The following is a 21,697-nucleotide window of genomic DNA, read 5'->3' as shown; positions in this document are numbered from 1 at the left end:
TTATGCAGTGAAGGCGTCAAGCGCGTTTTCGTGAATATCAATGCGCCCCAGCACGTTGACCGGCAGGTTAAATTGCAGCTCGGCGAAGGACAGCACCGGAACGTGATGGAATTCGTCCTGGATAAGCAGGCGCAGCGGGCTACGTAAATCCTGGGCGGACAGCAGCACGCTGGTTTGCCGCTGGAACAGGGGGAAAACTTCCCGCAGCTGGTCCAGCAGCAGGGCATGTTTGTCCTGGCTGAGGGCAAAGAAGGTTTCGTTCTGCGTCTGGCGCAGGCTGTCGCGCAGGATCTCTTCGGTTTCCGGCGTCAGCAGCCAAACCTGTATCCCGCCGTCGTGGCTGTACTGGTGGCAGATGTGTTCTTTGATGTCGATGCGAACCTGGTCGACCAGCAGGCCCACATCGCGCTCGTGCTGGCCGTGCACAATCAGCGATTCGGTAATGCTGCGCACCGAGCGCAGCGAAATACGTTCGGCCACCAGGCGCTGCAGCACGGCGCTCAGGCGGGTGATCGGGAAGATGCGCTGGAATTCCTGCGCCAGCTCCGGCAGGTCCATCTCCAGCCACGAGATAATGGCGCGGGTCTCCTGCAGGCCGATGAAGCGCGGTCCGCTGGCAAAAAGCGCTTCCTCCATGCGGGCCAGCAGCAGCTGGTGCGAACTCCAGGACTCCATCTGGAATTTATCCAGCAGAGGATCGTTTTCTTCCAGCCACGCCCAGCCTTTTTCCTGCGGGTAGGTTTCCGTGCTGAGTTCTGTCCCGGTTTCTTCCTGGGCCAACAGGCGGTAGTCCAACGCCCGTTTGCTGGAGGTAAAGGTGCCAATCACTTTCGGCACTTCATACACCAGAAAACGAAACTCATCGTCAGGCTGGTAGGGCGAGAAATCAATGTTGAAGACCGGCAGCGTGAAGCCGTACTGGTTCACGATGCGGTTACGCAGGCGGCGAATGTCTTCGATAAGCGCCATGGCCGCCGGGTCACCGGCGCGAGCCGACGAGAAGCTGAGGACAAACAGGCGGCTGGGGTTGAAGGTACGAATATCTTCTTCGCCGTTGGCTTCCGGGGCGACAATTTCGCCGCCGGCGCTGGTGGCCGCCATACGTTTGGCGCGCCATAGCTGAAACAGCCCCGAGCCGAGGGTGATTATCCCGAGCACGATGAATACCGCCGTGGGCATGCCAGGCAGCAGGCTGAAGCAGAACATGCCGATGGCGGACATGATCCAGGCCTTGGGCTGGTTGGTCAGCTGGTCGCTGATTTCGCGGCCAATGTTGTTGTTGGGAATATCCTCGTTGGCCGACACGCGGGTGATCATCATCCCGGCGGTCAGGGAGATAAGCATCGCCGGGATCTGGTCAATCAGGCCGTCGCCGATGGTCAGAATGGAGTAGACATTGGCGGCGTCGCCCGCGGCCATGCCCAGCTGCAACACGCCAATACAAAAGCCGCCCACCATGTTGATGCTGAGGATCACAATCCCGGCAATGGCATCGCCTTTTACAAACTTCATGGCCCCGTCCATGGCCCCGAAAAGCTGGCTCTCTTTCGCCAGATCTTCACGTTTGCTTTTGGCCTGCTGGACGTTAATCAGCCCGGCGCGCAGGTCGCTGTCGATAGACATCTGCTTGCCCGGCATGGCATCGAGGGTAAAGCGGGCGGCCACTTCGGCGATGCGCTCTGAGCCTTTGGTGATCACCAGGAAGTTCACCACCGTCAGGATCAGGAACACCACCAGCCCCACCGCCAGGTTGCCGCCGACCACAAAGTTGCCGAAGGCGGTGACGATATGCCCGGCGTTTTGCTGCAGCAGGATCTGGCGCGTGGTGGAGATAGACAGCCCGAGGCGGAACATGGTGGTCAGCAGCAGCACCGCCGGGAAGGTGGTGAACGCCAGCGGTTTGGGCAGGTACATTGCCGTCATGATAAGCAGGCACGACACGCTGATGTTGACCGCAATCAGGACGTCAATCAGCCCCAGCGGCAGCGGGATGATCAGCATGAACACCACCGCCAGCGCGATGAAAGCCCCGACGACTTCGGAGCGTTGCATGGCGGTTATTGCCAGCCGGTTAAGAAGGTTAAACAAAGCGTTCATGGGCTATTCAATCCTGGTGAAGTCCGTTTACTGCGCAATCTGGCTGCGTTTTTCCCACGCGGCGTATTCGCCGTTCAGGGTGCGCAGCAGAAGCAGGGCGTTGCTGCGGGTTTCATCGTTCCCGCCCCAAATTTTCTCCGGCAGCGCCTGAAGCAGCGTCAGCAGACCGTTGAAAAAGAGCGACTGCTGCAGGGGCTTTTCGCCCACCACCTGCAGCCCAAGCTGGGTCAGGTCACGGGAATAGAAGCCGTTGCGGCACATGCTCAGCAAAGAGCGGGTCATCACATCGGCCCCCATCGTGACGTGGGAATATTTGCTCTTCAGGCGGTCGAGGAACTGGGCGACTTCCGACAGCGTGTGCGTAATGGCGCGGGTGTCGTTCAGCCCGGAAAGCAGGCGCCGCAGGGCCGTCGGCGGGGCGGATGGGGCCAGGGCGGCGATGTCATCGGAAAGCGCGCGCTGCAGCGTGCGCAACGCGGGCACGAAGCCGTCGACGCCAAACTTGTCCAGCAGCACGTCCATGATGTTGTCGGCGGACTGCTGGTTGATCACCCCGCTGTAATAGAGCTTGCGCATTTCGCGCTTCTGCGCCGGATCGCTGCTGAAGGCGGCAATCGCCGGGGCGGTATTCACTCCGGCGTTAATTTTTTCCGGGTGCTGCTGCTGCAGGTCGGCAAGCATTTGCTCGACGCGTGCCGCCAGCGCCGGGTTGCTGCCGTTGCGCAGGCGCATCGCCATCAGGCTGAGGGTGACAAATGCAGAAGCCGGATCGTGATTGGCCTGTTCGAGCAAATCATCCAGCGTCGGCGTTTTGCCGTCGCCACCCGACAGCATCCGTTCAAAAGCTGATTCCTGCTCGGCCTGCTCTTTCCCGGATGGGCTTTCTAGCAGCTTCCCCAGCTCAACAAGGTGGGTGACCTTGATTGCCGCCACGGAGATACGGCGCAGCTGGGTGGCCTGCGTGCGCTGCTCCTCGTGTTTGATTTTCTGCTCGATGCTTTCCGCAAAGGTTGACGCCATCGACTCCTGGGCGGCCCCGGGCCGCTGCGGCGCGGGCGCTGCACGAGTGGCGGCCGAGGAACTGCTCGCCGCGCTCTTATCGTTATTAGTGTCGCTGATTAGCTCATCGACCAGGGCGTCTGCCTGTTCGGTTTCAAGACGCAGATTGTGGTGATGGTGGTGCTGGGGGATTCTCATGTTCATTGCGGTGTGCCTTACCCGATTCGCCTGTCAGTGTGTGGGCTAAGGCCTGGGGCGGTTCCCCGACAAATAAAAAATTTCCGCCGCTGGGGATGTGTAAAAAGTTGCACAAACCCGTTTTCGGGCTGTGTGTGTTTTTGCTCATATTAATCTTATTTTTAAAATATAATTCATAATAATCAATGTCTTAGTTTGTGTTTTTACGCTGGCATGGCGCTTGCTATAGGACGAACTCCTCAATCTGTTCCATAAAAAGGTGTTCACTATGTCAGCAATGTTAGATTTCGAATCACAGGTTTTCCCGGACGCGCAGGCTGCTTTTGAGTCCCACGTTGTGCAGGGCGAGTTTCCGGTGGTTAACTGGGAGCGCGTAATGCGCGACAACGAACAGCGGCTGTACAATTTTATTCGTAAACGCGTGGCAAATTTTGCCGATATAGAAGACCTGGTGCAGAACACCTGGTATGAGGTTATCCGCAACAAGCACAAGTTTTGCGGCACGTCGCGCCCGGAAACCTGGATGTTCGGGATTGCGGTAAACCTGGTGAAAAATCACTATAAATCCGTCAAAGTGAGCTACCTGCACGATGAGCTAAACGATGATGTGCTCGGCACGCTGCTGCATTCGGAGCAGCCGGAAGGGGTGACTGAGGGTAAGGACATCCTGTCGAAAGTGTTGCAGCGCATTGCGCAACTCCCTGAAGATTATCAGCAATTATTGCAGCTGATCGTTGATCACGATATCAGTTACCAGGAAGCGGCTGACCGGATGACTATTCCTATTGGTACCGTGCGTTCCCGTCTTTCCCGCCTCCGACAGTCTTTGAAACAGGATCTGGGGTGGGACAGCCTGAACTGAGCGGACGGTGCTTCGTTACTTCCTGAACGAGAAGAATCACACTCTATGAAACAAGACGGCGGGCCGCACCCACGGCCCAATGACACTGAAGCGTTGCTGAGCGCCGCTTTCAATAGCATGCGCGAGCTGGTTTTCATTGTTGACGGGGATTTCAATATTGTTTTCGCCAACCACAAGGCGCTCAGTCTTTGCCTGCCGGAAGGTGCCGGCAGGACGAGCGTCGGACATCTGGTGGGTGAGAATATTTTTACCCGGCTGCGAGGTTACGGCGACCTGCCGCTGCTGGCGGTGGTTGAACAACAGCTGGATCGGCCGGAACATTCGCCATATGGCGATAAAATTAACGCCCGGTTTCAGGCGGCAACGCAGGCTATTCCGGTCGAGGTTTGCCCGAGCCGCTTCGAGTTTCAGCGGCAGAACTGGGTGATGATGGTGGTGTGCGATACCCGCTATCGCAATGATATTCATCGTTTTTACTACGATCGTGAGAACGAACTTCGCGACATTCTGGACAATATGCCGGACGCGATTCTGCGCGTGGACAGCGAACAGCGGCTGCTCTATGCCAACGAACCGGCGCTGCAGTGCATGCCCAGGAGCGCGGCGGCCATCGGGCTGAAAATAAACTCGCTTATCGGGGATTCGACGCTGATGGAGCAGATCAACTGGTCGCTGCAGCTGGTGCTGAGTAAGCATATTCAGCTGGAGGCCGTGCTGCACGGCGTGCGCTCGGACCTGCGGGTGTCGAGAATCTACCAGGCGCGTTTTATTCCTGAATTTACGTCGCAGCAGACGCTGAAGTCCGTGCTGGTGATCGCTCGCCCTGCCTCCCGGCAATATTTTGCCGAACAGCAGGTGCGGCAGACTCACGAACAGCTGCGGCAGATGACCCAAAAGCTGCAAAGCAGCGTCGAAAACGAGCGCAAGCATATGGCGAGGGAGATCCACGATGAGCTGGGCCAGCACCTGACGTCGCTGCGGGTGGGGATCTCGCTGTTGGGCCAGAACCATCCTGCGCTGCAGCACGAGGTCGAACCGCTCACGCAGCTGGTGGATGGCACCATTAAAGTGGTGCGTGATATCGCCACCCAGCTGCGTCCGGCGGTGCTGAATATGGGGCTAAAGCCGGCGCTTATCTGGCTGCGGGACCAGTTCAACAAGCACCGTTCCGGCGTGTGTACGCTGACGATTCAGCCGCTGCCGGTGTCGCTGTGTGACGATGAGGTCACCGCCATTTTTCGCGTGGTGCAGGAGTCGCTCACCAATGTGCAGCGGCATGCCAAAGCGCGGGAAGTGGAGGTGAAGGTGCTCACAAAGGGCAAAGTCGTGCTGATTTGTATTAATGATGACGGGCAGGGGTTTGACCCCGGCCAGGTGTCCGACGGGGCCTTTGGGTTATTGAGTATGCGGGAACGCTGCATGATGAAAGGCTGGACGTTTAACATCCACAGCGCGCCGGGCAAAGGGAGCTGCGTGCATATTGAGATCCCTTATGCCCTGCCGGCTCCGGCTAAAGTTTATGGTAGCGAATAGCAAACTTGATGATGTCGGCGTTGTTGTCGAACTGCATTTTTTCCATCATCCGGGTCTTGTGGGTGCTGACCGTTTTGTTGCTGATGCTCAGCGTTTCTGCGATGCCATTGATATTATCACCGCTGCTCAGCAGGCGAAGGATCTGTTTCTCACGCTGGGATAGCGTGGCGTAGCGGCGAAGCTGGTCGTTTTCCTGGGTTGAAAAGACGATGGCTTCCGCCAGCGAGGGATCAATATAGCGCTGGCGGGAGGCGACGCGATGAATGGCGTGCAGCAGCGTTTGTGGGGCCTGGTCTTTAGTAATGAATCCGTGGGCGCCGCTGGCAAGGACCATTTGGGCGATTTGCGGCTCGTTGTGCATGCTCAGCACCAGCACGGGCAGCATCGGCCACAGGCGAGTAATTTGCTGCACCAGCTCAGGCCCGGAGTCGCCGGGCATGGAGAGATCCAGCAGCAGGACATCGACGTCAATTTCCGTCAGCAGCGACAGCACCGTTTTTCCGCAGCCCGCTTCCGCGACCACTTTAATTTTCTTATCCAGTGAAAAAATCTGTTTCAGTCCCTCGCGCATCAAGATGTGATCGTCCGCGAGGAGGAGTCTGATTGCCATACCGTCTGTCATCCATAATTTATAGTTATTAAATCGTTCTTTTTTATAAGAATAATCATCGCGCACGAATTGCAAAGACGCGTGTTAAATGAACATAGCAGCCTCGCTGCGGCGAATCTAGCTTTGCCGGGGGCGATAAGGTTGCAGCTTGTTACAAGTTATCCCTGGAACCCACTTCGCCTGCAGATCACTCACGCCCAGGGGGACGACTCGTTAACCCTCGACGGCGGCCGGCAGGGTAAATTCTCCTGCAGCAGGAACCAGCGCGCCACTCTCCCCACTTAACCTGTTGACTCAACAACTAAAGTGGGGAGATATCATGCCGTTAAATAGCGTTGATACCAGCCTGCGGGTCGATCCCGGCCTGATAAGCGGTAACTCAAACCGACGGGTTTCCATGCGCCTCGCGCTGGAGCCTAATAACCCTCAGCATTTCGATTGCACCGTGAACGTGTCGTCGCGCCGGGCAGACGCGCTCTATTACGCCAATAAGGCAATAGACGATACCTGGCGAATTCTGGACATGGGATCGGGCAACCAAAAGAACCACGTTCGCGCCACGATGGCCGAATCCTATAAGCGAACGCTTCTGTCGCAGAAGGGAACGGGCAACGGGGACTACACCGTGCGTGCCTGGGAGGCCGCTAAGTTTCGGGCGGGCAACTGCGGCGAAATGGCGGCGGTGAATGCGCTATTGTTAGCGAATTCCCGCGTCAAACAGCCGGTATCCGTGGTGCACAACCGCGACGTAGACCACGCCTTTGTGATAATCGGCGATCCGCGCGTAGACGGGAAGTCCATTGTGTCCGATCCCTGGCCGGAATTTGGCCGAGCGATGCGGATAGAAGACGCGAAATTCGGCGACAGTTACCACGTCTTGCACACCTACGCGCCTGGCCGCAGGGACGATGATGTGCGCGAGAAGCTGCTGCGGGGCGAAAAAGCGACGCAGGCGGAAGTGGATAAAGCGTTCCGCAAGGCGGCGCCAAAACTCGCGAAGCTTAGCCCTGAAAAACTGCGTGACGCGGTGGTGGCGGGGCCGGGATACGTGCAGCGGCACGCCTCCAACAACCTGGGTATTCAGTACGATGGCACTGACAGCCGGGGCGTGGTGCAACATTTTGACCAGTCGCTGTCCGTCGGGCAGATGCGTTCCCGAATAATCGGACCTCAGGCGGCGGCAGAAGCCCAGCAGCGTGGGACGCCTGCGCCAACGTTCACCAGTAACGACAGGCCTCGTCAGCGCACGGAATCGTTCGCGGCGGAATCTTCTTCCCGTGGCCGCCGTCCGAGAACGGCATCCAATGCGGTTCCTCCCGCAGCCCCTCGTCGCCGGGCAAATTCCGTCGATGTTCGCCCGGCCCCGATGCCCATTTATGCCCCGCCGCCGCCCGCGCCGGGAGGGATGTACAGCACGGTTCCGCTGCCGGGTCATGCCCCCGCGTTCAACTACGGCCCGCCGCCCGCGGCTGCACCGGTTTATAGCTATGGCCCACCGCCGGCGGCCGCGCCGGTTTACAGCTATGGTCCACCGCCGATGCATGTCCACGCGCCAGTGCACCCGATGGCAAGTCGACCGGTTTATCGTGAACCGCCGGTTATTCCACCTGATGTCTACGGAACCGCGCCAGCCCCGGCCCGAACCCGGCCTCGTTCTAACTCGGTCACTGCCGCTTTCCGGCGAATCATAGGTAACTAACGATGCCCGCACCTTCAAAATTAGCGCAAGTTTTGCAGCCGCTGTTGACCGATGAGCTGGGACAAAGAGTCGAGCTTGAGAACGCCGAAGGTTATTCCGTTGAGCTTGGCGAGGGCGTGACGCTGGAGATCAGCGAATCGCCGGCTGGGCACCTGCTGCTGAGCTGCATGCTGCCCGTTCAACCCACCCGGCTGAGCGATACCGACACGCTAACCGTGCTGCTGCAGGCCAATTTGCTGGGGATGGATTACCCAGCGGTACTCACCGGGCTGCTGCCCGACCAGCAGCAGGTTGTGCAGTGGAGCAGTCTGCCGTTTCATCAACTGGAGCCGGAAGTGCTCAAGCGGCTGTTTAACCGTTTTGCGCAGCAGGCCGAAAAGCTGGCGGCGTGGTTGGCTTAAAAGCGATCCTCACGTTTTAACCGCCAGGAGGGGGTTAAAACGTTTTCTGGAATCCACCTCCCGGTGGAGGAAAAAACGCAGGGACAAAGGGAGTAAACGTAAAACAATAGTGGCTGTTTATACAGTATCTCGTCATAATTCGAGCCACAGACGCCGGTCTGTGACTTAAATTATCCAGAGAAAGAAGTGATGTTATGGCTTTGTCGTCGGCGCAAAAAGCGCAAATAGGTGCCTGGTATAAGGCGTTACAGCAGCAGATCCCGGATTTTATTCCGCGAGCGCCTCAGCGGCAGATGATCGCCGAGGTGGCGAAGACCCTTGCCGGTGAAGAAGGGCGGCATCTGGCTATTGAAGCGCCAACCGGCGTCGGCAAAACCCTCTCTTACCTGATCCCCGGCATTGCTATCGCCAGAGGGGACCAAAAAACGCTGGTGGTTAGCACCGCCAACGTGGCGCTGCAGGATCAGATTTACAGCAAAGACCTGCCGCTGCTGCGCAAAATCATTCCAGACCTGAAGTTTACCGCCGCCTTTGGGCGTGGGCGTTACGTGTGCCCGCGTAACCTGGCCGCGCTGGCGACCGATAACTTTACGCAGGGGGATCTGCTGGCGTTTCTGGACGATGAAATGTCGCCGACCAGCAAAGCCGAACAGCAGCGCTGCGCCAAACTTAAAGCCAGCCTCGACGGCTATAAATGGGACGGGCTGCGGGATCACACCGATGAGGCGATTGACGACGATCTCTGGCGGCGGCTAAGCACCGACAAAGCCAGCTGCCTGGGGCGAAACTGTCACTGGTATAAAGAGTGCCCGTTCTTTGTGGCCCGCCGGGAAATCGACGAGGCGGAAGTGGTCGTGGCCAACCACGCCCTGGTGATGGCGGCGCTGGAAAGCGACGCGGTGCTGCCGGAGGCGAAAAATCTGCTGCTGGTGCTGGACGAAGGCCATCATCTGGCGGACGTAGCCCGCGACGCGCTGGAGATGAGCGCGGAGATTACGCCGGGCTACAGTCGCCTGCAGCTTGATCTTTTCAGCAAGCTGGTGGAAACCTGTATGGCGCAGTTCCGGCCCAAAAGCCCGCCGCCGCTGACCGCGCCTGAACGTCTGACCAATCACTGCGACGAAGTGTACGAGCTGCTGCAGTCGTTTAACGCGATTGTTAGCCTTTGGCTGCCGGGCGAGCGGGAAGGCGAGCACCGTTTCGAAATGGGCGTCCTGCCCGAAGAGATCATGGTGATTTGCCAGCGTCTGGCGAAGCTGATGGAGGCACTGCGCGGCCTGTCGGAAGCGTTGCTCAACGATCTGAGCGAAAAAACCGCCAGCCACGACATTGTGCGTTTGCATCGGGCGCTGCTGCAAATGAACCGGGCGCTGGGCTTTTTTGAAGCGCAGAGCAAGCTGTGGAAGCTGGCGGCGATGGAGCAGGCCTCCGGCGCGCCGGTGTCGAAGTGGGTGACGCGTGAAGTTCGCGAGGGGCAGCCGCACTTGTTCTTCCACTGCGTGGGGATCCGCGTCAGCGATCAGCTGGAGAAAATGCTGTGGCGCAAAGTGCCACATGTGATTGTGACCTCCGCCACGCTGCGCTCGCTCAACCGCTTCGATCGCCTGCAGGAGATGAGCGGCCTGCGTGAGAAAGCGGGCGATCGGTTTATCCATCTGGACTCGCCGTTTAATCATATTGAGCAGGGGAAAATCGTTATCCCTAAAATGCGCTTTGAGCCGCTGATGGAGCACGAGGCGCAGCATATTGCCGAGATGGCGGCCTTCTTCCGGGCGCAGCTGGCGCAGGGCGAGCATAAAGCGATGCTGGTGCTGTTCGCCAGCGGCCGCGCCATGCAGCAGTTTTTAACCCACGTCACCGATCTACGGCTGATGCTGCTGGTGCAGGGCGATCAGCCCCGCTACCGGCTGGTGGAGCTGCATCGCCAGCGCGTGCAGGCCGGGGAGACCAGCGTGTTGATTGGCCTGCAATCTTTTGCCGAAGGGCTGGATCTCAAAGGCGAGCTGCTGACCCAGGTGCACATTCATAAGATTGCCTTCCCGCCGGTAGACAGTCCGGTAGTGGTCACCGAAGGGGAGTGGCTGAAAAGCCTCAATCGCTATCCTTTTGAAGTGCAGAGTTTGCCCAGCGCCTCTTTTAATCTGATTCAACAAGTTGGGCGTTTAATTCGCAGCCACGCCTGCTATGGTGAGATAGTCATTTACGACCGCCGCCTGCTGAGTAAACGCTACGGCGAGCGTCTGCTGGCCGCGCTGCCGGTGTTCCCGATTGAACAGCCCGAGGCGCCGGAAGCAAAAATGATAATAACGACGCCGAAACACACTGTACGGCGCAAACGTGTGAGCAAGAAATAGCAAGGAGAGTCTGAATGGACTATCGCAAAATCATTAAAGAAATTGGCCGTGGGAAAAACCACGCCAGAGATCTCGATTTTGATACGGCGCGCGGGCTGTATAGCCACATGCTGAAGGGCGAAGTGCCTGACCTTGAGCTGGGTGGCGTGTTGATTGCCCTGCGTATTAAGGGCGAAGGCGAAGCCGAGATGCTCGGGTTTTATGAGGCGATGAAGCAGCATGTTATTACGCTCACGCCGCCGCCCGGCAAGCCGATGCCGATTGTCATTCCTTCCTATAACGGCGCCCGCAAGCAGGCTAACCTCACGCCGCTGCTGGCGCTTTTGCTCAACAAACTGGGTTACCCGGTTGTGATCCACGGCGTGAGTGAAGATCCCACCCGAGTGCTGACGGAAACCATCTTTACGCTGCTGGGCATTGAGCCGACCCGCCACGCCGGACAGGCACAGGCGAAGCTTGAATCTCATCATCCCGTCTATCTGCCGATTGGCGCGCTTTGCCCGCCGATGGAAAACCAGCTGGCAATGCGCTGGCGCATGGGGGTGCGTAACAGCGCGCACACGCTGGCGAAGCTGGCCACGCCGTTTGAGGAGGAGGCCGCGCTGCGTTTGGCCAGCGTTTCTCACCCGGAATATGTGCCGAAAGTGGCGAAGTTTTTTGCCGATATCGGCGGGCGGGGGCTGTTAATGCACGGCACCGAAGGTGAGGTGTATGCCAATCCACAGCGCTGCCCGCAGATAACGCTGATTGATGGTCAGGGCACCCGCATCGTGAGTGAGCGACAAGCCGAACATGAAGGCGTCGTGCTGCCGGCAGGCAAAGATCCAGAAGTCACCGCCTGCTGGATTGAACGCTGCGTGGCGGGCGTTGAGCCGGTGCCGCAGTCGCTGAAAATTCAGATGGCCTGTTGCCTGGTCGCCACCGGAGAAGCTGCAACGCTTGAGGCCGGCCTCAAGCGGGTTGCCGACGTTTTCTGAATGCTAAACAAAAAAAAGCCCGCGACAGGCATCGCGGGCAAACAAGGGTAACATCAGGGTTAAACAAGGGTAGTGCTATCAAGGCCGATGAGGGTACCAGCCTTGACGAGGGTATTATCTGGCCGCGGGGTTATTTGTAGATAACCGCGGTGCCGCTCATTTGGCCTTCGGTGTTGGCAGAAGTAATCGCGTAAGAGCTTGCGCCAGCGGCTTCTGCTTTAGCGGCCAGTTTTGCTTCCAGGCCGTCCAGAGTTGTTGCGCCAGTGGCGGAAACAACGCCGATTTTATTCAGGTTCTGCGCCTGGGCTTCGTTTACGGATTGGGCAGCGAAAGCACCGAAAGACAGAGTTGAAAGAGCAATTGCAGCTACAGCATATTTGATGGTTTTCATGGCTAAATTCTCGCAGGTTGTTCTGTTAAGGTGACGTTGTTCCGTCGATGTGATTATGGTCACACTTTTCTGTGGAAGAATAAATCGAAGAGAATTGACGACCTTAATCAAAAAAATTGAATTAGTTATAACGTATTGAAATAAATGATAATTACGAGGTAAATAGTTTCGCTACGTGACGTTACCCCTGGAAACACTTAGTTTGCGCACATTTTGCTACTCTTTTTGCCAGCGCTGGTCTTACCTGATGAGCAATCGCTTGCGCCTCTTTTTCAGCCTCACTTTGATGATTTGCGCAGTAAGCTGGCGGGGAAGCTTTTATACTGTTCTCTTTCCTTTTTAACCCGACGGATGAGGTTCGATGGAGATAAAGCTGCACTCCAACGCCACAACAACGCCGCGTACGCGAAAGTACATTCAGGCGTCCGCGAAAACGGACGGCGAGCTGGCGGAGGAGCTGAACATTTCGGTCGATACCGTCCGGCGTTGGCGCAAACGCGACGACTGTTACGACAAATCTCACCGGCCGAATACCATTCATCGTGCGCTAAGTCACGAGCAGGAATCTATGCTGGTCTTCCTGCGCGTGCGCCTGGCGCTTTCCCTGGATGAACTTCTCGAGGCCGCTCGTTTACTGATTCAGCAGGGGATTTCCCGCGCAAGCGTCAGCCGCATGCTGCAAAACTGGCAGCTGTCGCGCATGGCTAAGCCGACGCTCAGCCAGGCTTCGGGCCATTTTACGCTGGATACCTTCTCGCTGCCGGAGACGATTAGCCACAAGCAAGGTGAGCTGCTGGTGTTCAGCGAAAGGATCTCCGGTTATATGGCCGTTGCGCTGCGTGAGCGCGGCAGTGAAGAGGTGCCTGAGCCGCTGGTAGGCTTTTTACGGGAAGGCTTGCCGCTCTCCGTGCTTTCCTTGACGGCAAAATCTTGCCCGTTCTCGCAGAAGCTTGCCGGAGCGCTGGGCGTGCCTCTACGGGCTGCGGTGCAGGAAGCCTGGCTGGAAAAAGCCGGGCAGGGTGACTACCACCAGGCGCTGGAGATGCTGCTGAACGGCGAGCGCTTTGATAAGCGGCTGGGGTTGGGGGCGGTGCTGCTGGAGTTTGAAGATCTGCTTAATAAAAGGATTATCCGCAGCCGGCTGAAGAACCTGACGCCTGAGGCGTGGCTGAAACTTCATCATTCCCATCGTTAAAGCGCCCCATTGAGGCGCTTAATTTATGGCAACGCTATTTCCCCTCGCACAGCGACAGGAAATACTGCGTCAGCAAATGTGCCGGGCGGCCGCTGGCCTGGGTGAATTTCCCTCGCGACAGCGCAGTACCGCTGACGTCCAGATGCGCCCACGGGCGCTGATGGCAGAACTTACTCAGGAACTGGGCGGCGGACACCGCAATAGCGGCGTTATTGGGCGGCGTGTTGGTGTAGTCGGCAATTGCACTTTTGACCTGGCCGTCAAAGCTTTCATCCAGCGGTAGCGGCCAGACGCGGTCCTGCGTCAGGCTGCCCACCTGCTGCAAACGCTGGCTTAGCGCTTCATTGTTACTCATTAACCCCGAAATATCGTAGCCCAGCGCTTTGACTACCGCGCCGGTTAGCGTGGCGACGTCAATCATTTCGGCGGGCTTAAAACGCGCTGCGGCATAGCTGAGTGCGTCCGCGAGAACCAACCGCCCTTCGGCGTCGGTATTAATAATTTCCACGCTGGCCCCCGCGTGGGAGCGCACGACATCACCCGGCATCATTGCCGTGCTGCCGGGCATGTTTTCCGCCAGCGCCATAACGGCCACGACGTTGATGGGCAGGTTAAGGCGTTTCACCGTTTCCATCATGCCGAACACCACCGCCGCGCCGCACATGTCATATTTCATGGTGCGCATCCCTTCGCCTTCTTTCAGCCACATTCCGCCGGTATCGAAGGTGATCCCTTTCCCTACGAGGGCATACACCGGCGATTCTTCGCAGGCACCCTGCCAGCGCAGCGTCACCAGCCGGGGAGGGTTGACGCTGCCTTTTCCCGTGGCGTGCAAACAGCCGAGGCCGTGGTCAAAAATGGCCTGCTCATCCAGAATCTCACACTGGGTTTGCGGGTGCAGGCTGGCCCAGGTTTCTGCCTGCAGCGCCACATCCTGCGGGCGGCAATCCAGCGCGGGCAAATCCGCCAGCTGGCGAGAGAGCAGCATCCCCTCGGCGATGGCTTCGGCCTGGGAAGCCAGACGGCGAGCCAGCGCATTATTGGGTTCGGTAATCAGCCACAGTTCGCCATTGCTTTGCCGCTCATCTTCGCGATAGCCCAGCTGCGGCAGTTGATAGAAACGGTTGAGAAGGGCTATCAGCAGCGTGCGCAGGCGGACAAATGTGGTTTCATCCGCCAGGTTAAAGCCCGCGAGATCCAGCGCGACGGGCTGCAAAACGGGGGAAGGCAGCAGCGTTTCAACAGCGGAAAGCAACCGGCGAAGTACGGCTGGTTGAGCGATTTCTGCTGAAGGCAGCAGCGACAGCCGCTCACAGATACCCTGTAAACCAAAGGTGGTCGTTTGCGGCTCATCGTGAGTGGACATCTCTGTCAGCAAGGGCTGAAGTGCGTTTGGCCAGCGGCTTAGGGAGGTATTCCATAAGATTAGGTGAGCATTGGTAATGTCAGCCTCGGGTGACATGAGCGTGCATTTCATTGGATAACCTCCGCGGTGATGCGCCGTTGGTAAGCGTCCAGCCACTCGCGGTCTGCCGGACGAAGGATCGTGCGGTTGCCGTCCCGGGCGGTGAGAAACACCTGGGCGGGCTGCGCCGCGGTGGCAACAGAGAAAGAGAAGTTGTCGATGGTTGTCGCCGCGCCGTATTCGCCCCGGTTGTTCATACAGACCACCGACAGGTCGCCGGCCCGGCCATAGCGGGCAATCAGCCGGGCTTCAAGATCGTACACGGCGGACTCGGCCGCGCGCTGGGGCGACATGCCTCGCGCCATGCGGCTGACTATCTCATAGCTGATGCAGCCTTTCATCAGGTCTTCTCCCAGACCGGTCGCCGTCGCGGCCCCGACTTCGCTGTCGGCGTAGAAGCCGGAGCCGGAGACAGGCGAATCGCCGACCCGGCCAGGGCGCTTCATAAAGAGGCCGCTGGTGGAGGTGGCGACCGACATTCTTTGCTGGCCGTCGAGGGCGATAACGCCCACGGTGTCGTGCCCGGTATACGGGCTTAAGCCGCGATCCAGCGTTTCTCGCTTGCGCTTAAGGTAATGGTTATACGCGCGCTCGGTCAGCATGGTTTTGCTTTCAAAGCCCTGGTCTTTGGCCCACGTTTCAGCACCCTGGCCGACCATAAAACTGTTGAAACGCTCTTCGCTCAGGGCTCTGGCCACCAAAATTGGGTTGGCAATATTTTTTACCCCGGCCACGGCACCGAGCGCGAGGCTGGTGCCGTCCATAAAGGCGGCGTCGAGTTCGACTTCACCGTGCTCATTCGGCAGGCCGCCAAAACCGACCGATTTATAGAAGGGGTAATCTTCCACGCACTTAACCGCGTGCACGACGGCATCGCTCGCCGAACTGCCTTGCTGCAGTCGTTCAGCCGCTTCACCTATCCCTTCCCAGGCCATACGCCAGGTGGCGATCGTTCCCCAGTTTGCTGCTAACGTCATGTTTAACTACTCCGTGGCGGGTTTACGTTCAGTCACTTGAGCCGGTGATTCATTGGCCCGATATTGCCGGTCGACCACTTTCAGGAACGGCAGATAAATCAGCGCCCCTATACATAGGTTAATGAGCTGGATTACCGCGCCGCTCAGGTGGCCGGTGACGATAAATCCGCTTAATACCGGCGGCAGCGTCCAGGGGATATACACTCCTGTGGTCGTGGCGACCATACCAATGGACATCGCGATGTACTGCACGGTGACCAGCACCAGCGGCACAAGGTTGAACGGGATCAGCATGACGGGGTTCATGATGACCGGCAGGCCAAACAGCACCGGCTCGTTAATATTGAAAATGGAGGAGCCAGCGGCCAGGCGCGAAACGTTTTTGATGTGCTGGCTGCGGGCGAATAGCAGCATAGCAATCACCAGAGACAATGTGGCGCCCGCACCGCCCATCCAGATCATGTCGTAAAACTGCTCCGTTACTACGTGCGGGGGCGGCATTCCGGCCTGCGTGGCGGCCAGATTATCCATTTGGTTTTCCATCCAGAAGGGGCGAAGGATGCCGTTGACCATCGAGCCGGAGTTAATGCCCACCGACCACAGGCTGGTAATGCTGAAGCAGGTGAACAGCGCGCCAATATAAGAGGTGCCGAAATGGCGAATAGGCGTCGCCAGAACGTCATATACGAATTGATGAATGGTGTGGTAGTCGGTTTTGGCGAACAGGACGCGAACCGCCAGTGCCACAATCAGAATCAGCAGCGAAGGGATGAGCGCCGCAAAGGATTTCTGCACCGCCGGAGGGACGCCATCCGGCATTTTTATCACCCAGTTCTGGCGCAGCATCCAGGCAAAAAGCTCCGTGCTCGCCAGCGCGCCTAACATCGCCACAAACAGCCCCTTCGAGCCCAGCCACTCCATCGGGATCAGATTGCCGACGTCCGGATGCTTCGCAAAAGGCGTGAGGATCAAAAAGCAGGAGAGAGACAAAATGCCTGAAGACATTCTGTCGATGTCATAGCGTTCTGCCAGCCGGTAGGCCACCAGAAAACTGATAAACACCGCCATGGTAGAAAAGATGGCGTTAAACGGGATCTCAACGGTGGCGGACCACCCTTCACCAAAAACGGAAGCCATAAACTGCTGATAATGGGTGCTTGGGAAGGACGAGATGACCAGCAGAATGGAACCAACGATAATAAACGGCATGAACGAGATATAGGCGTCGCGAATGGCGCCGAGGTGGCGCTGCTGCGCCATTTTGGCAGCCAGGGGCATCAGCCGGGCTTCTAATGCGGCCATCAGGTTTTTCATTTTACCGCTCCGTAAGTAATCACAAGAGACAATTCTTGCGTGCCCCTACCTTAGTGTTTGTTCAACGCTAATAAAGTGAGTTAATTCACAGATGAGCCATATAAGTATCATATGATTGCTTAAGTTGTTTTGGGCGAAGGCGCAATAAAAATGCCCCGCAAAGCAGGGCATGATGTGGGTGAAAGAATGAGGGCTATTTGTAGATAGTGGCGGTGCCGTACAGGCGGTTATCACCGCCGGCGGAATTAATCACGAAGCCGGTTGCACCCTGTTCTTTCGCTTTTTCAGCCAGTTTAGCCTGGAGGTCGTCAAGGTTAGACGCTTTAGCGGTGACGGTACCAAAAGGTTGCATCTGTCCGACGTTTGCGTTACTCATTTCCTGGGCTGCCATGGAGGCAAAAGGCAGTGCAGCAAGAGAGATAACCGCAGAGAAATACAGCAGTTTTTTCATCTTTACATCCTCTTGAGCGTTGAGAGCAAAACCCCTTTTTGTTGTCTGACAATTACAGTCTAGTTCCCCTTTGGGCAGGCGATGGCGCAAAAAACTGATGGACTTGTGCGTGTTTTTTGAACGATAAAACTTGACCAAATGCTGACAAAAAAAGCCACAACCAGTTCGGCTGATTTTATGAGTGTTTTATCGGATTAACGCGCGTCGGGGCGAACCAGGTCAAAACGCTGCGACTCATCTACCGTGTAATAAGCGGTTGGCCCCCCGGCTCGCAGCACGGGTTGCGCCAGCGCGGTCTGGTAGATGCCGTCGATAAGCAAGTGCTCATCGATGTGTACGGCAACCACTTCCCCCAGCACCAGCCAGCTGTTCAGCTCGTCGCCGTCGGCAGAGGTCAGGCGAATACATTGCGACAGACGGCATTCAAAATTGACCGGGCTTTCAGCCACCAGGCTGGCGCTGACCTTCGTGCCGGCAGTCGGGGTCAGGCCCGCACGCAGGAACTCGTCTTCTCCTCTGGGGAGCGTGACGGAGGTTTCATTCATCTGTTCGGCCAGCGGGCGCGTGGCCAGGTTCCAGACAAATTCTTTGGTGTCGAGAATGTTCTGCACGCTGTCTTTCCAGCCGGTGCTGGAAAAACCAATGATCGGTGGACGATAGTTAAAGCAGTTAAAAAAGCTGTACGGCGCGAGGTTGCGCTGGCCCTGCAGGTTGCAGGACGAAATCCAGCCGATGGGGCGTGGCCCGACAATGGCGTTCAGCGGATCGTGTGGTAAATCGTGGCCTTCCGAGGGCTCGTAGTAATAACGTTTTTTACTCATTACGCACCTGAATTCATGTTGGAAAGGTCAAATCGTCAGCGATGTATTTACCCGACGCGGAGAGCAGAGTATCTTACGCGGCCACACAAGGAGAAGCCCCCAATGAAAACCCCTGCCGACACTAAACCTGGTTTGCATCCGCGCAACCGTCACCGCAGCCGCTATGACTTTGCCGCATTAACCGCGAGCAGCCCGTCGCTGGCCGAGTTTTTGCGCCCAGGGCCGCACGGAGACACGACCGTTGATTTCGCAAACCCGCTGGCGGTGAAGGCGCTGAACCAGGCGCTGTTGGCGCATTTTTATCAGGTTAAGCAGTGGGATATCCCCGACGGGTTCCTTTGCCCGCCTGTGCCGGGGCGCGCGGACTATATTCACCATCTGGCCGATCTGCTGGCGGAAGGTAACGGCGGCGTTGTGCCTGCCCAGGCCTCCGTCCTGGATATCGGCGTCGGCGCGAACTGCATTTATCCGCTCATTGGGCAGCACGAATACGGCTGGCGCTTTACCGGCTCTGAGCTGGACGGCGATGCGTTTCGCAGCGCGCAGCAAATTGTAGACGGCAATCCTGGGCTCAGCCGTATGATCCGTCTCCGTCGCCAGAAAAATGCTGGCTGCATTCTGGACGGCATCATCCACAAAAATGAAACCTATGATGCCACGCTATGTAATCCGCCATTCCACGATTCAGTCGAGGCGGCACGCAGCGGCAGCGAGCGTAAGCGTCGCAATCTTGGCCAGGATGCAGGGGCCGCGCTGAATTTTGGTGGTCGCGAGCAGGAGCTGTGGTGTGAGGGGGGCGAAGTGGCCTTCGTCAGTCAGATGATCAAAGAAAGTAAAGCGTTTGGCCGCCAGGTGCTGTGGTTCACGTCGCTGGTTTCAAAAGGTGAAAATCTGCCTGCGCTGTACCGCGTGATGCAGGAAAACGGCGTGGTGAAAGTGGTGAAAAAAGAGATGGCGCAGGGGCAAAAACAGAGCCGTTTTATTGCCTGGAGCTTTATGGATGATGCCCAGCGCGCACGCTGGGCGAAAACCCGCGGGAAGTAATTAGTTGGCTGGGCTGGTGGGCGGCAGCGCGCCGGCCGCCGCCTCTGTGGCCTGTAGCGCCTGTGCTGCATCGGCACCCGGCTGCATGACCTGCACGGTTTGCACCGGGGGCCTGATGCCCGCTTCATCAAAGTGTTTTTTGACCATTCCGTCGAGCGCGTAGCGCACCGTCCACTGTTTTAGCGGCAGGGTGGTAAAGGTCACGCGTACTGTGAAGGCCTGGTTCGTCAGCCCCACAATGCCTGAGAACAACGGCTCGCCAATGACCAGCAGACGAATATCTTCCTGGCCCATCAGCGCGTCCACGGCTTCTTTCAGTACCCGGTTAGCGTTGTCCACGTCCTCCTGCCTGTCGACGTCGTAGTTCGCGACGAAAGAGCCAATCCCGCGGACAAAGTTGGCGAAGGTCGTTATCGATGACCACGGAATAATATGGTAAGCCCCCGTATCCTGGCGTACGCCCACCGAACGAATCGACATTTTCTCGACTGTGCCTGTAATCGCGCCGATGGTGACGTAGTCGCCGGTATTCATCCCATTTTCAAACTGAATGAATATCCCGGTAATAATATCCTTCACCAGGGTTTGCGAACCAAAGCTTATCGCTAGCCCCAGCGCCCCCGCTCCGGCCAGCAGAGGTGCGATGTTCACGCCGATTTCAGAAAGCAAGATCATGATGGTGATGGTGCTGATCACCACGGCCAGCGCGTTACGGAACAGCGTTAGCAGCGTGCGGGCTCGCGCGCTTGGCATCGGGCGGCCGTGGATATCCGACGCAAGGCGGTTTTCGATCAGGCTTGCCAGCAGCGTCCAGCCTACCGCCGAGAAGAAAAGGATCAGTACAATGCGGATCAGTATATCGACGGTTTTTTCTCCGGCACCCTCAGTGAGCCATTGCCAGACATCGAAAAGCCCCCAGGCGTCCAGCAGCAGCATGACTGCGACGCAAACGGTAAGAATACGTGCCAGCTTCAGCGAGACGGAGATCCAGCCATTAAGACGCTTTTGCAGCTCGGGGTAATTGCGCTGCACCTGTGGAGAAAGGGTGATGGTTTTTGCTATCCAGCGCGAAAGCATGCCGGAGATAAACGCCGCCACGCCGATGATGGTCAGGCTGTGCAGTGAGGCGCCCATCATAAATTTCAGGCTGTTGCCCGGATCGAAAAGCGAAAGGAAAAACAGCACCACAAAATAGAGACAGGCGAGCCAGTGCCAGATGAGCGCAAAAGCACGAATAAACAGGCTAAAGAAGCTCATTGAGCGATCTGCCAGGTGAATCAGGCTTTGCTGGATGGCGCGTTTGTTGTGAAAAATCAGATATAGCGCCCAGACGGTAATCAGTAGCATGACCACCACGTTAACCATGGCGCTGATCTGGGCGTTGACCTGATTGGCGAGAATCGGCACCACCACCAATAACCCATAGCCGATGATGGTACTTAGCCAGGAAAGGCGAATACTCCAGTAGCGGGCGCCCTGGTCGCCGATGGGGAAGGGGCGTAGTGCCGGGAAGCGCGGGCTGAAAATGAGGCGCAGAACGGCCTTGAAGAACTCGATAAGCCCAAAGGCATTAAGAAATAGCCCCTGCTGGCGCGCGATAGTGGCGTTGCCTGCGTTCATTTTGTCACTCAGGAGCTGCCCGACGAATAGCGTTAACGCCAGCAGCAGGATGTCCACCGCAAAGGCGCCGAGGATAGTCACCGGCAGGTGAAGCCAGTTGGTATGATCGCGGTTTTTTCTTCGTCCCCAGTCGCCCATTTTGGCCCACAGCGGCCTGACGCCGGCGCGAAGCAAGAAATAGAACACAAAAACGGCGCTGGCGAGCATCGCGAAGTGGCTCAGCGCATTGAAGAAAGTCTGCTGGTTAAAGGCTTTCCTCGGTGCGCTGGCGATATTTTGCTGGAGCAGCTCAAAACGCTGCGTAAGTTCTCCCCCATAGCGGCGGCTGACGTCGGTGACGTTTTCGAGCACGGTTTTGTCTTCAGTGAGCGTATCCGGGGGGGCAATAACCGGCATGGTGTGTGAGGTGCCGTCAGCGGCGACTTTGCGAAGCTGCTCGATGAGTTCACTCCGGGACTTTGGGTTGTCCAGCACGTCGGCGAGCGCCGAGTACGCTTTTTTCTTTTCTTCTACGCCGGGTTCTGTTTGTGCGGCGCTGCCCTGGGATGTCGAGGCGGCAACGGCGGCAGCGGGTAAGGTGACTGCATGGCCGGGCAGGCTCATCAGGCTAAACAGTAATATCAGGATCCATCGCACAGCGCTCCTCCGGACTGAGAAAATCTGACAAAGGAGTAAGTATAGTGGCTGAG

The 21,697-nt window shown here is 57.5% G+C and carries 18 protein-coding genes; 8 read left to right on the top strand and 10 right to left on the bottom strand.

The window, feature by feature from the left end; translation table 11 throughout:
- Together sctV and sctW are read right to left on the bottom strand one after the other, a co-directional pair.
- On the bottom strand, nucleotides 1–2,097 hold the full coding sequence (gene sctV / locus F3J29_RS10665) for a type III secretion system export apparatus subunit SctV (RefSeq protein ID WP_166865988.1): 2,097 nt from the start codon (nucleotides 2,095–2,097) through the stop codon (nucleotides 1–3).
- Between the two features lie 27 nt (nucleotides 2,098–2,124).
- Entirely contained in the window at nucleotides 2,125–3,300 is a 1,176-nt protein-coding gene (gene sctW, locus F3J29_RS10660; RefSeq protein WP_166865986.1) for a type III secretion system gatekeeper subunit SctW, read from the bottom strand.
- 262 nt (nucleotides 3,301–3,562) lie between these two features.
- Here sctW and F3J29_RS10655 point away from each other — a divergent pair, with 262 nt between their 5' ends.
- Both F3J29_RS10655 and F3J29_RS10650 read left to right on the top strand, forming a co-directional pair.
- Complete coding sequence (locus F3J29_RS10655; RefSeq protein ID WP_166865984.1) at nucleotides 3,563–4,156, top strand: RNA polymerase sigma factor; 594 nt, start codon at nucleotides 3,563–3,565, stop codon at nucleotides 4,154–4,156.
- A gap of 45 nt (nucleotides 4,157–4,201) precedes the next feature.
- Nucleotides 4,202–5,689, top strand: coding sequence for a histidine kinase (locus tag F3J29_RS10650; protein WP_166865982.1), 1,488 nt, complete (start codon nucleotides 4,202–4,204; stop codon nucleotides 5,687–5,689).
- Here the strand turns inward: F3J29_RS10650 and F3J29_RS10645 are convergent.
- Complete coding sequence (locus tag F3J29_RS10645) at nucleotides 5,667–6,299, bottom strand: response regulator (RefSeq protein ID WP_166865980.1); 633 nt, start codon at nucleotides 6,297–6,299, stop codon at nucleotides 5,667–5,669. The two genes, F3J29_RS10650 and F3J29_RS10645, sit on opposite strands and share 23 nt — an antisense overlap.
- A 319-nt stretch (nucleotides 6,300–6,618) precedes the next feature.
- Here F3J29_RS10645 and F3J29_RS10640 point away from each other — a divergent pair, with 319 nt between their 5' ends.
- From F3J29_RS10640 to ybiB, 4 genes are all read left to right on the top strand, one after another.
- Nucleotides 6,619–7,998 (top strand): hypothetical protein, encoded by a 1,380-nt coding sequence (locus tag F3J29_RS10640; protein ID WP_166865978.1) that lies wholly within the window; start codon nucleotides 6,619–6,621, stop codon nucleotides 7,996–7,998.
- A gap of 2 nt (nucleotides 7,999–8,000) precedes the next feature.
- Nucleotides 8,001–8,399 (top strand): CesT family type III secretion system chaperone, encoded by a 399-nt coding sequence (locus F3J29_RS10635; RefSeq protein WP_166865976.1) that lies wholly within the window; start codon nucleotides 8,001–8,003, stop codon nucleotides 8,397–8,399.
- Between the two features lie 194 nt (nucleotides 8,400–8,593).
- A complete protein-coding gene (dinG, locus tag F3J29_RS10630) occupies nucleotides 8,594–10,753 on the top strand; it encodes an ATP-dependent DNA helicase DinG (protein ID WP_166865974.1) in 2,160 nt (719 codons plus the stop codon).
- A gap of 14 nt (nucleotides 10,754–10,767) precedes the next feature.
- Complete coding sequence (gene ybiB, locus F3J29_RS10625) at nucleotides 10,768–11,730, top strand: DNA-binding protein YbiB (RefSeq protein ID WP_166865972.1); 963 nt, start codon at nucleotides 10,768–10,770, stop codon at nucleotides 11,728–11,730.
- 130 nt (nucleotides 11,731–11,860) lie between these two features.
- On the opposite strand, the gene ybiJ is transcribed toward ybiB, so the two are convergent.
- Nucleotides 11,861–12,121 carry a DUF1471 family protein YbiJ gene (ybiJ, locus tag F3J29_RS10620; protein WP_008461011.1) on the bottom strand — a complete coding sequence of 87 codons (261 nt, stop codon included), beginning with the start codon at nucleotides 12,119–12,121 and terminating at the stop codon, nucleotides 11,861–11,863.
- Nucleotides 12,122–12,482: 361 nt separating this feature from the next.
- Here ybiJ and F3J29_RS10615 point away from each other — a divergent pair, with 361 nt between their 5' ends.
- The gene (locus F3J29_RS10615) at nucleotides 12,483–13,316 is read left to right on the top strand and encodes a helix-turn-helix domain-containing protein (RefSeq protein WP_166865970.1); all 834 of its coding nucleotides are present in this window, start codon (nucleotides 12,483–12,485) and stop codon (nucleotides 13,314–13,316) included.
- A 34-nt stretch (nucleotides 13,317–13,350) separates the two neighbouring features.
- On the opposite strand, the gene F3J29_RS10610 is transcribed toward F3J29_RS10615, so the two are convergent.
- The 5 genes from F3J29_RS10610 to F3J29_RS10590 all read right to left on the bottom strand — a co-directional run bounded on the left by F3J29_RS10610 (nucleotide 13,351) and on the right by F3J29_RS10590 (nucleotide 18,344).
- Nucleotides 13,351–14,793, bottom strand: a complete 1,443-nt coding sequence (locus tag F3J29_RS10610) for a leucyl aminopeptidase family protein (protein ID WP_166865968.1) — start codon at nucleotides 14,791–14,793, stop codon at nucleotides 13,351–13,353.
- Complete coding sequence (locus F3J29_RS10605) at nucleotides 14,790–15,758, bottom strand: glycosylasparaginase (protein WP_166865966.1); 969 nt, start codon at nucleotides 15,756–15,758, stop codon at nucleotides 14,790–14,792. The genes F3J29_RS10610 and F3J29_RS10605 overlap by 4 nt, the downstream gene beginning before the upstream one ends.
- A 6-nt stretch (nucleotides 15,759–15,764) precedes the next feature.
- A complete protein-coding gene (gene celB, locus F3J29_RS10600; protein ID WP_166865964.1) occupies nucleotides 15,765–17,072 on the bottom strand; it encodes a PTS cellobiose transporter subunit IIC in 1,308 nt (435 codons plus the stop codon).
- Between the two features lie 193 nt (nucleotides 17,073–17,265).
- Complete coding sequence (mcbA, locus tag F3J29_RS10595; RefSeq protein WP_045783337.1) at nucleotides 17,266–17,523, bottom strand: DUF1471 family periplasmic protein McbA; 258 nt, start codon at nucleotides 17,521–17,523, stop codon at nucleotides 17,266–17,268.
- Between the two features lie 194 nt (nucleotides 17,524–17,717).
- Complete coding sequence (locus F3J29_RS10590; RefSeq protein WP_166865962.1) at nucleotides 17,718–18,344, bottom strand: flavin reductase family protein; 627 nt, start codon at nucleotides 18,342–18,344, stop codon at nucleotides 17,718–17,720.
- Between the two features lie 102 nt (nucleotides 18,345–18,446).
- Between F3J29_RS10590 and rlmF the strand changes: the two genes are divergently transcribed.
- Entirely contained in the window at nucleotides 18,447–19,388 is a 942-nt protein-coding gene (gene rlmF, locus F3J29_RS10585) for a 23S rRNA (adenine(1618)-N(6))-methyltransferase RlmF (RefSeq protein WP_166865961.1), read from the top strand.
- On the opposite strand, the gene ybiO is transcribed toward rlmF, so the two are convergent.
- Nucleotides 19,389–21,644, bottom strand: a complete 2,256-nt coding sequence (ybiO, locus tag F3J29_RS10580; protein WP_166865959.1) for a mechanosensitive channel protein — start codon at nucleotides 21,642–21,644, stop codon at nucleotides 19,389–19,391.
- Nucleotides 21,645–21,697 lie beyond the last annotated feature (53 nt).

This window comes from Enterobacter sp. Cy-643, from assembly GCF_011752815.1.
Lineage (GTDB): Bacteria > Pseudomonadota > Gammaproteobacteria > Enterobacterales > Enterobacteriaceae > Cedecea.
The sequence above is the reverse complement of the archived record's forward strand: the minus strand, read 5'-3'. Positions and strand labels throughout refer to the sequence as shown.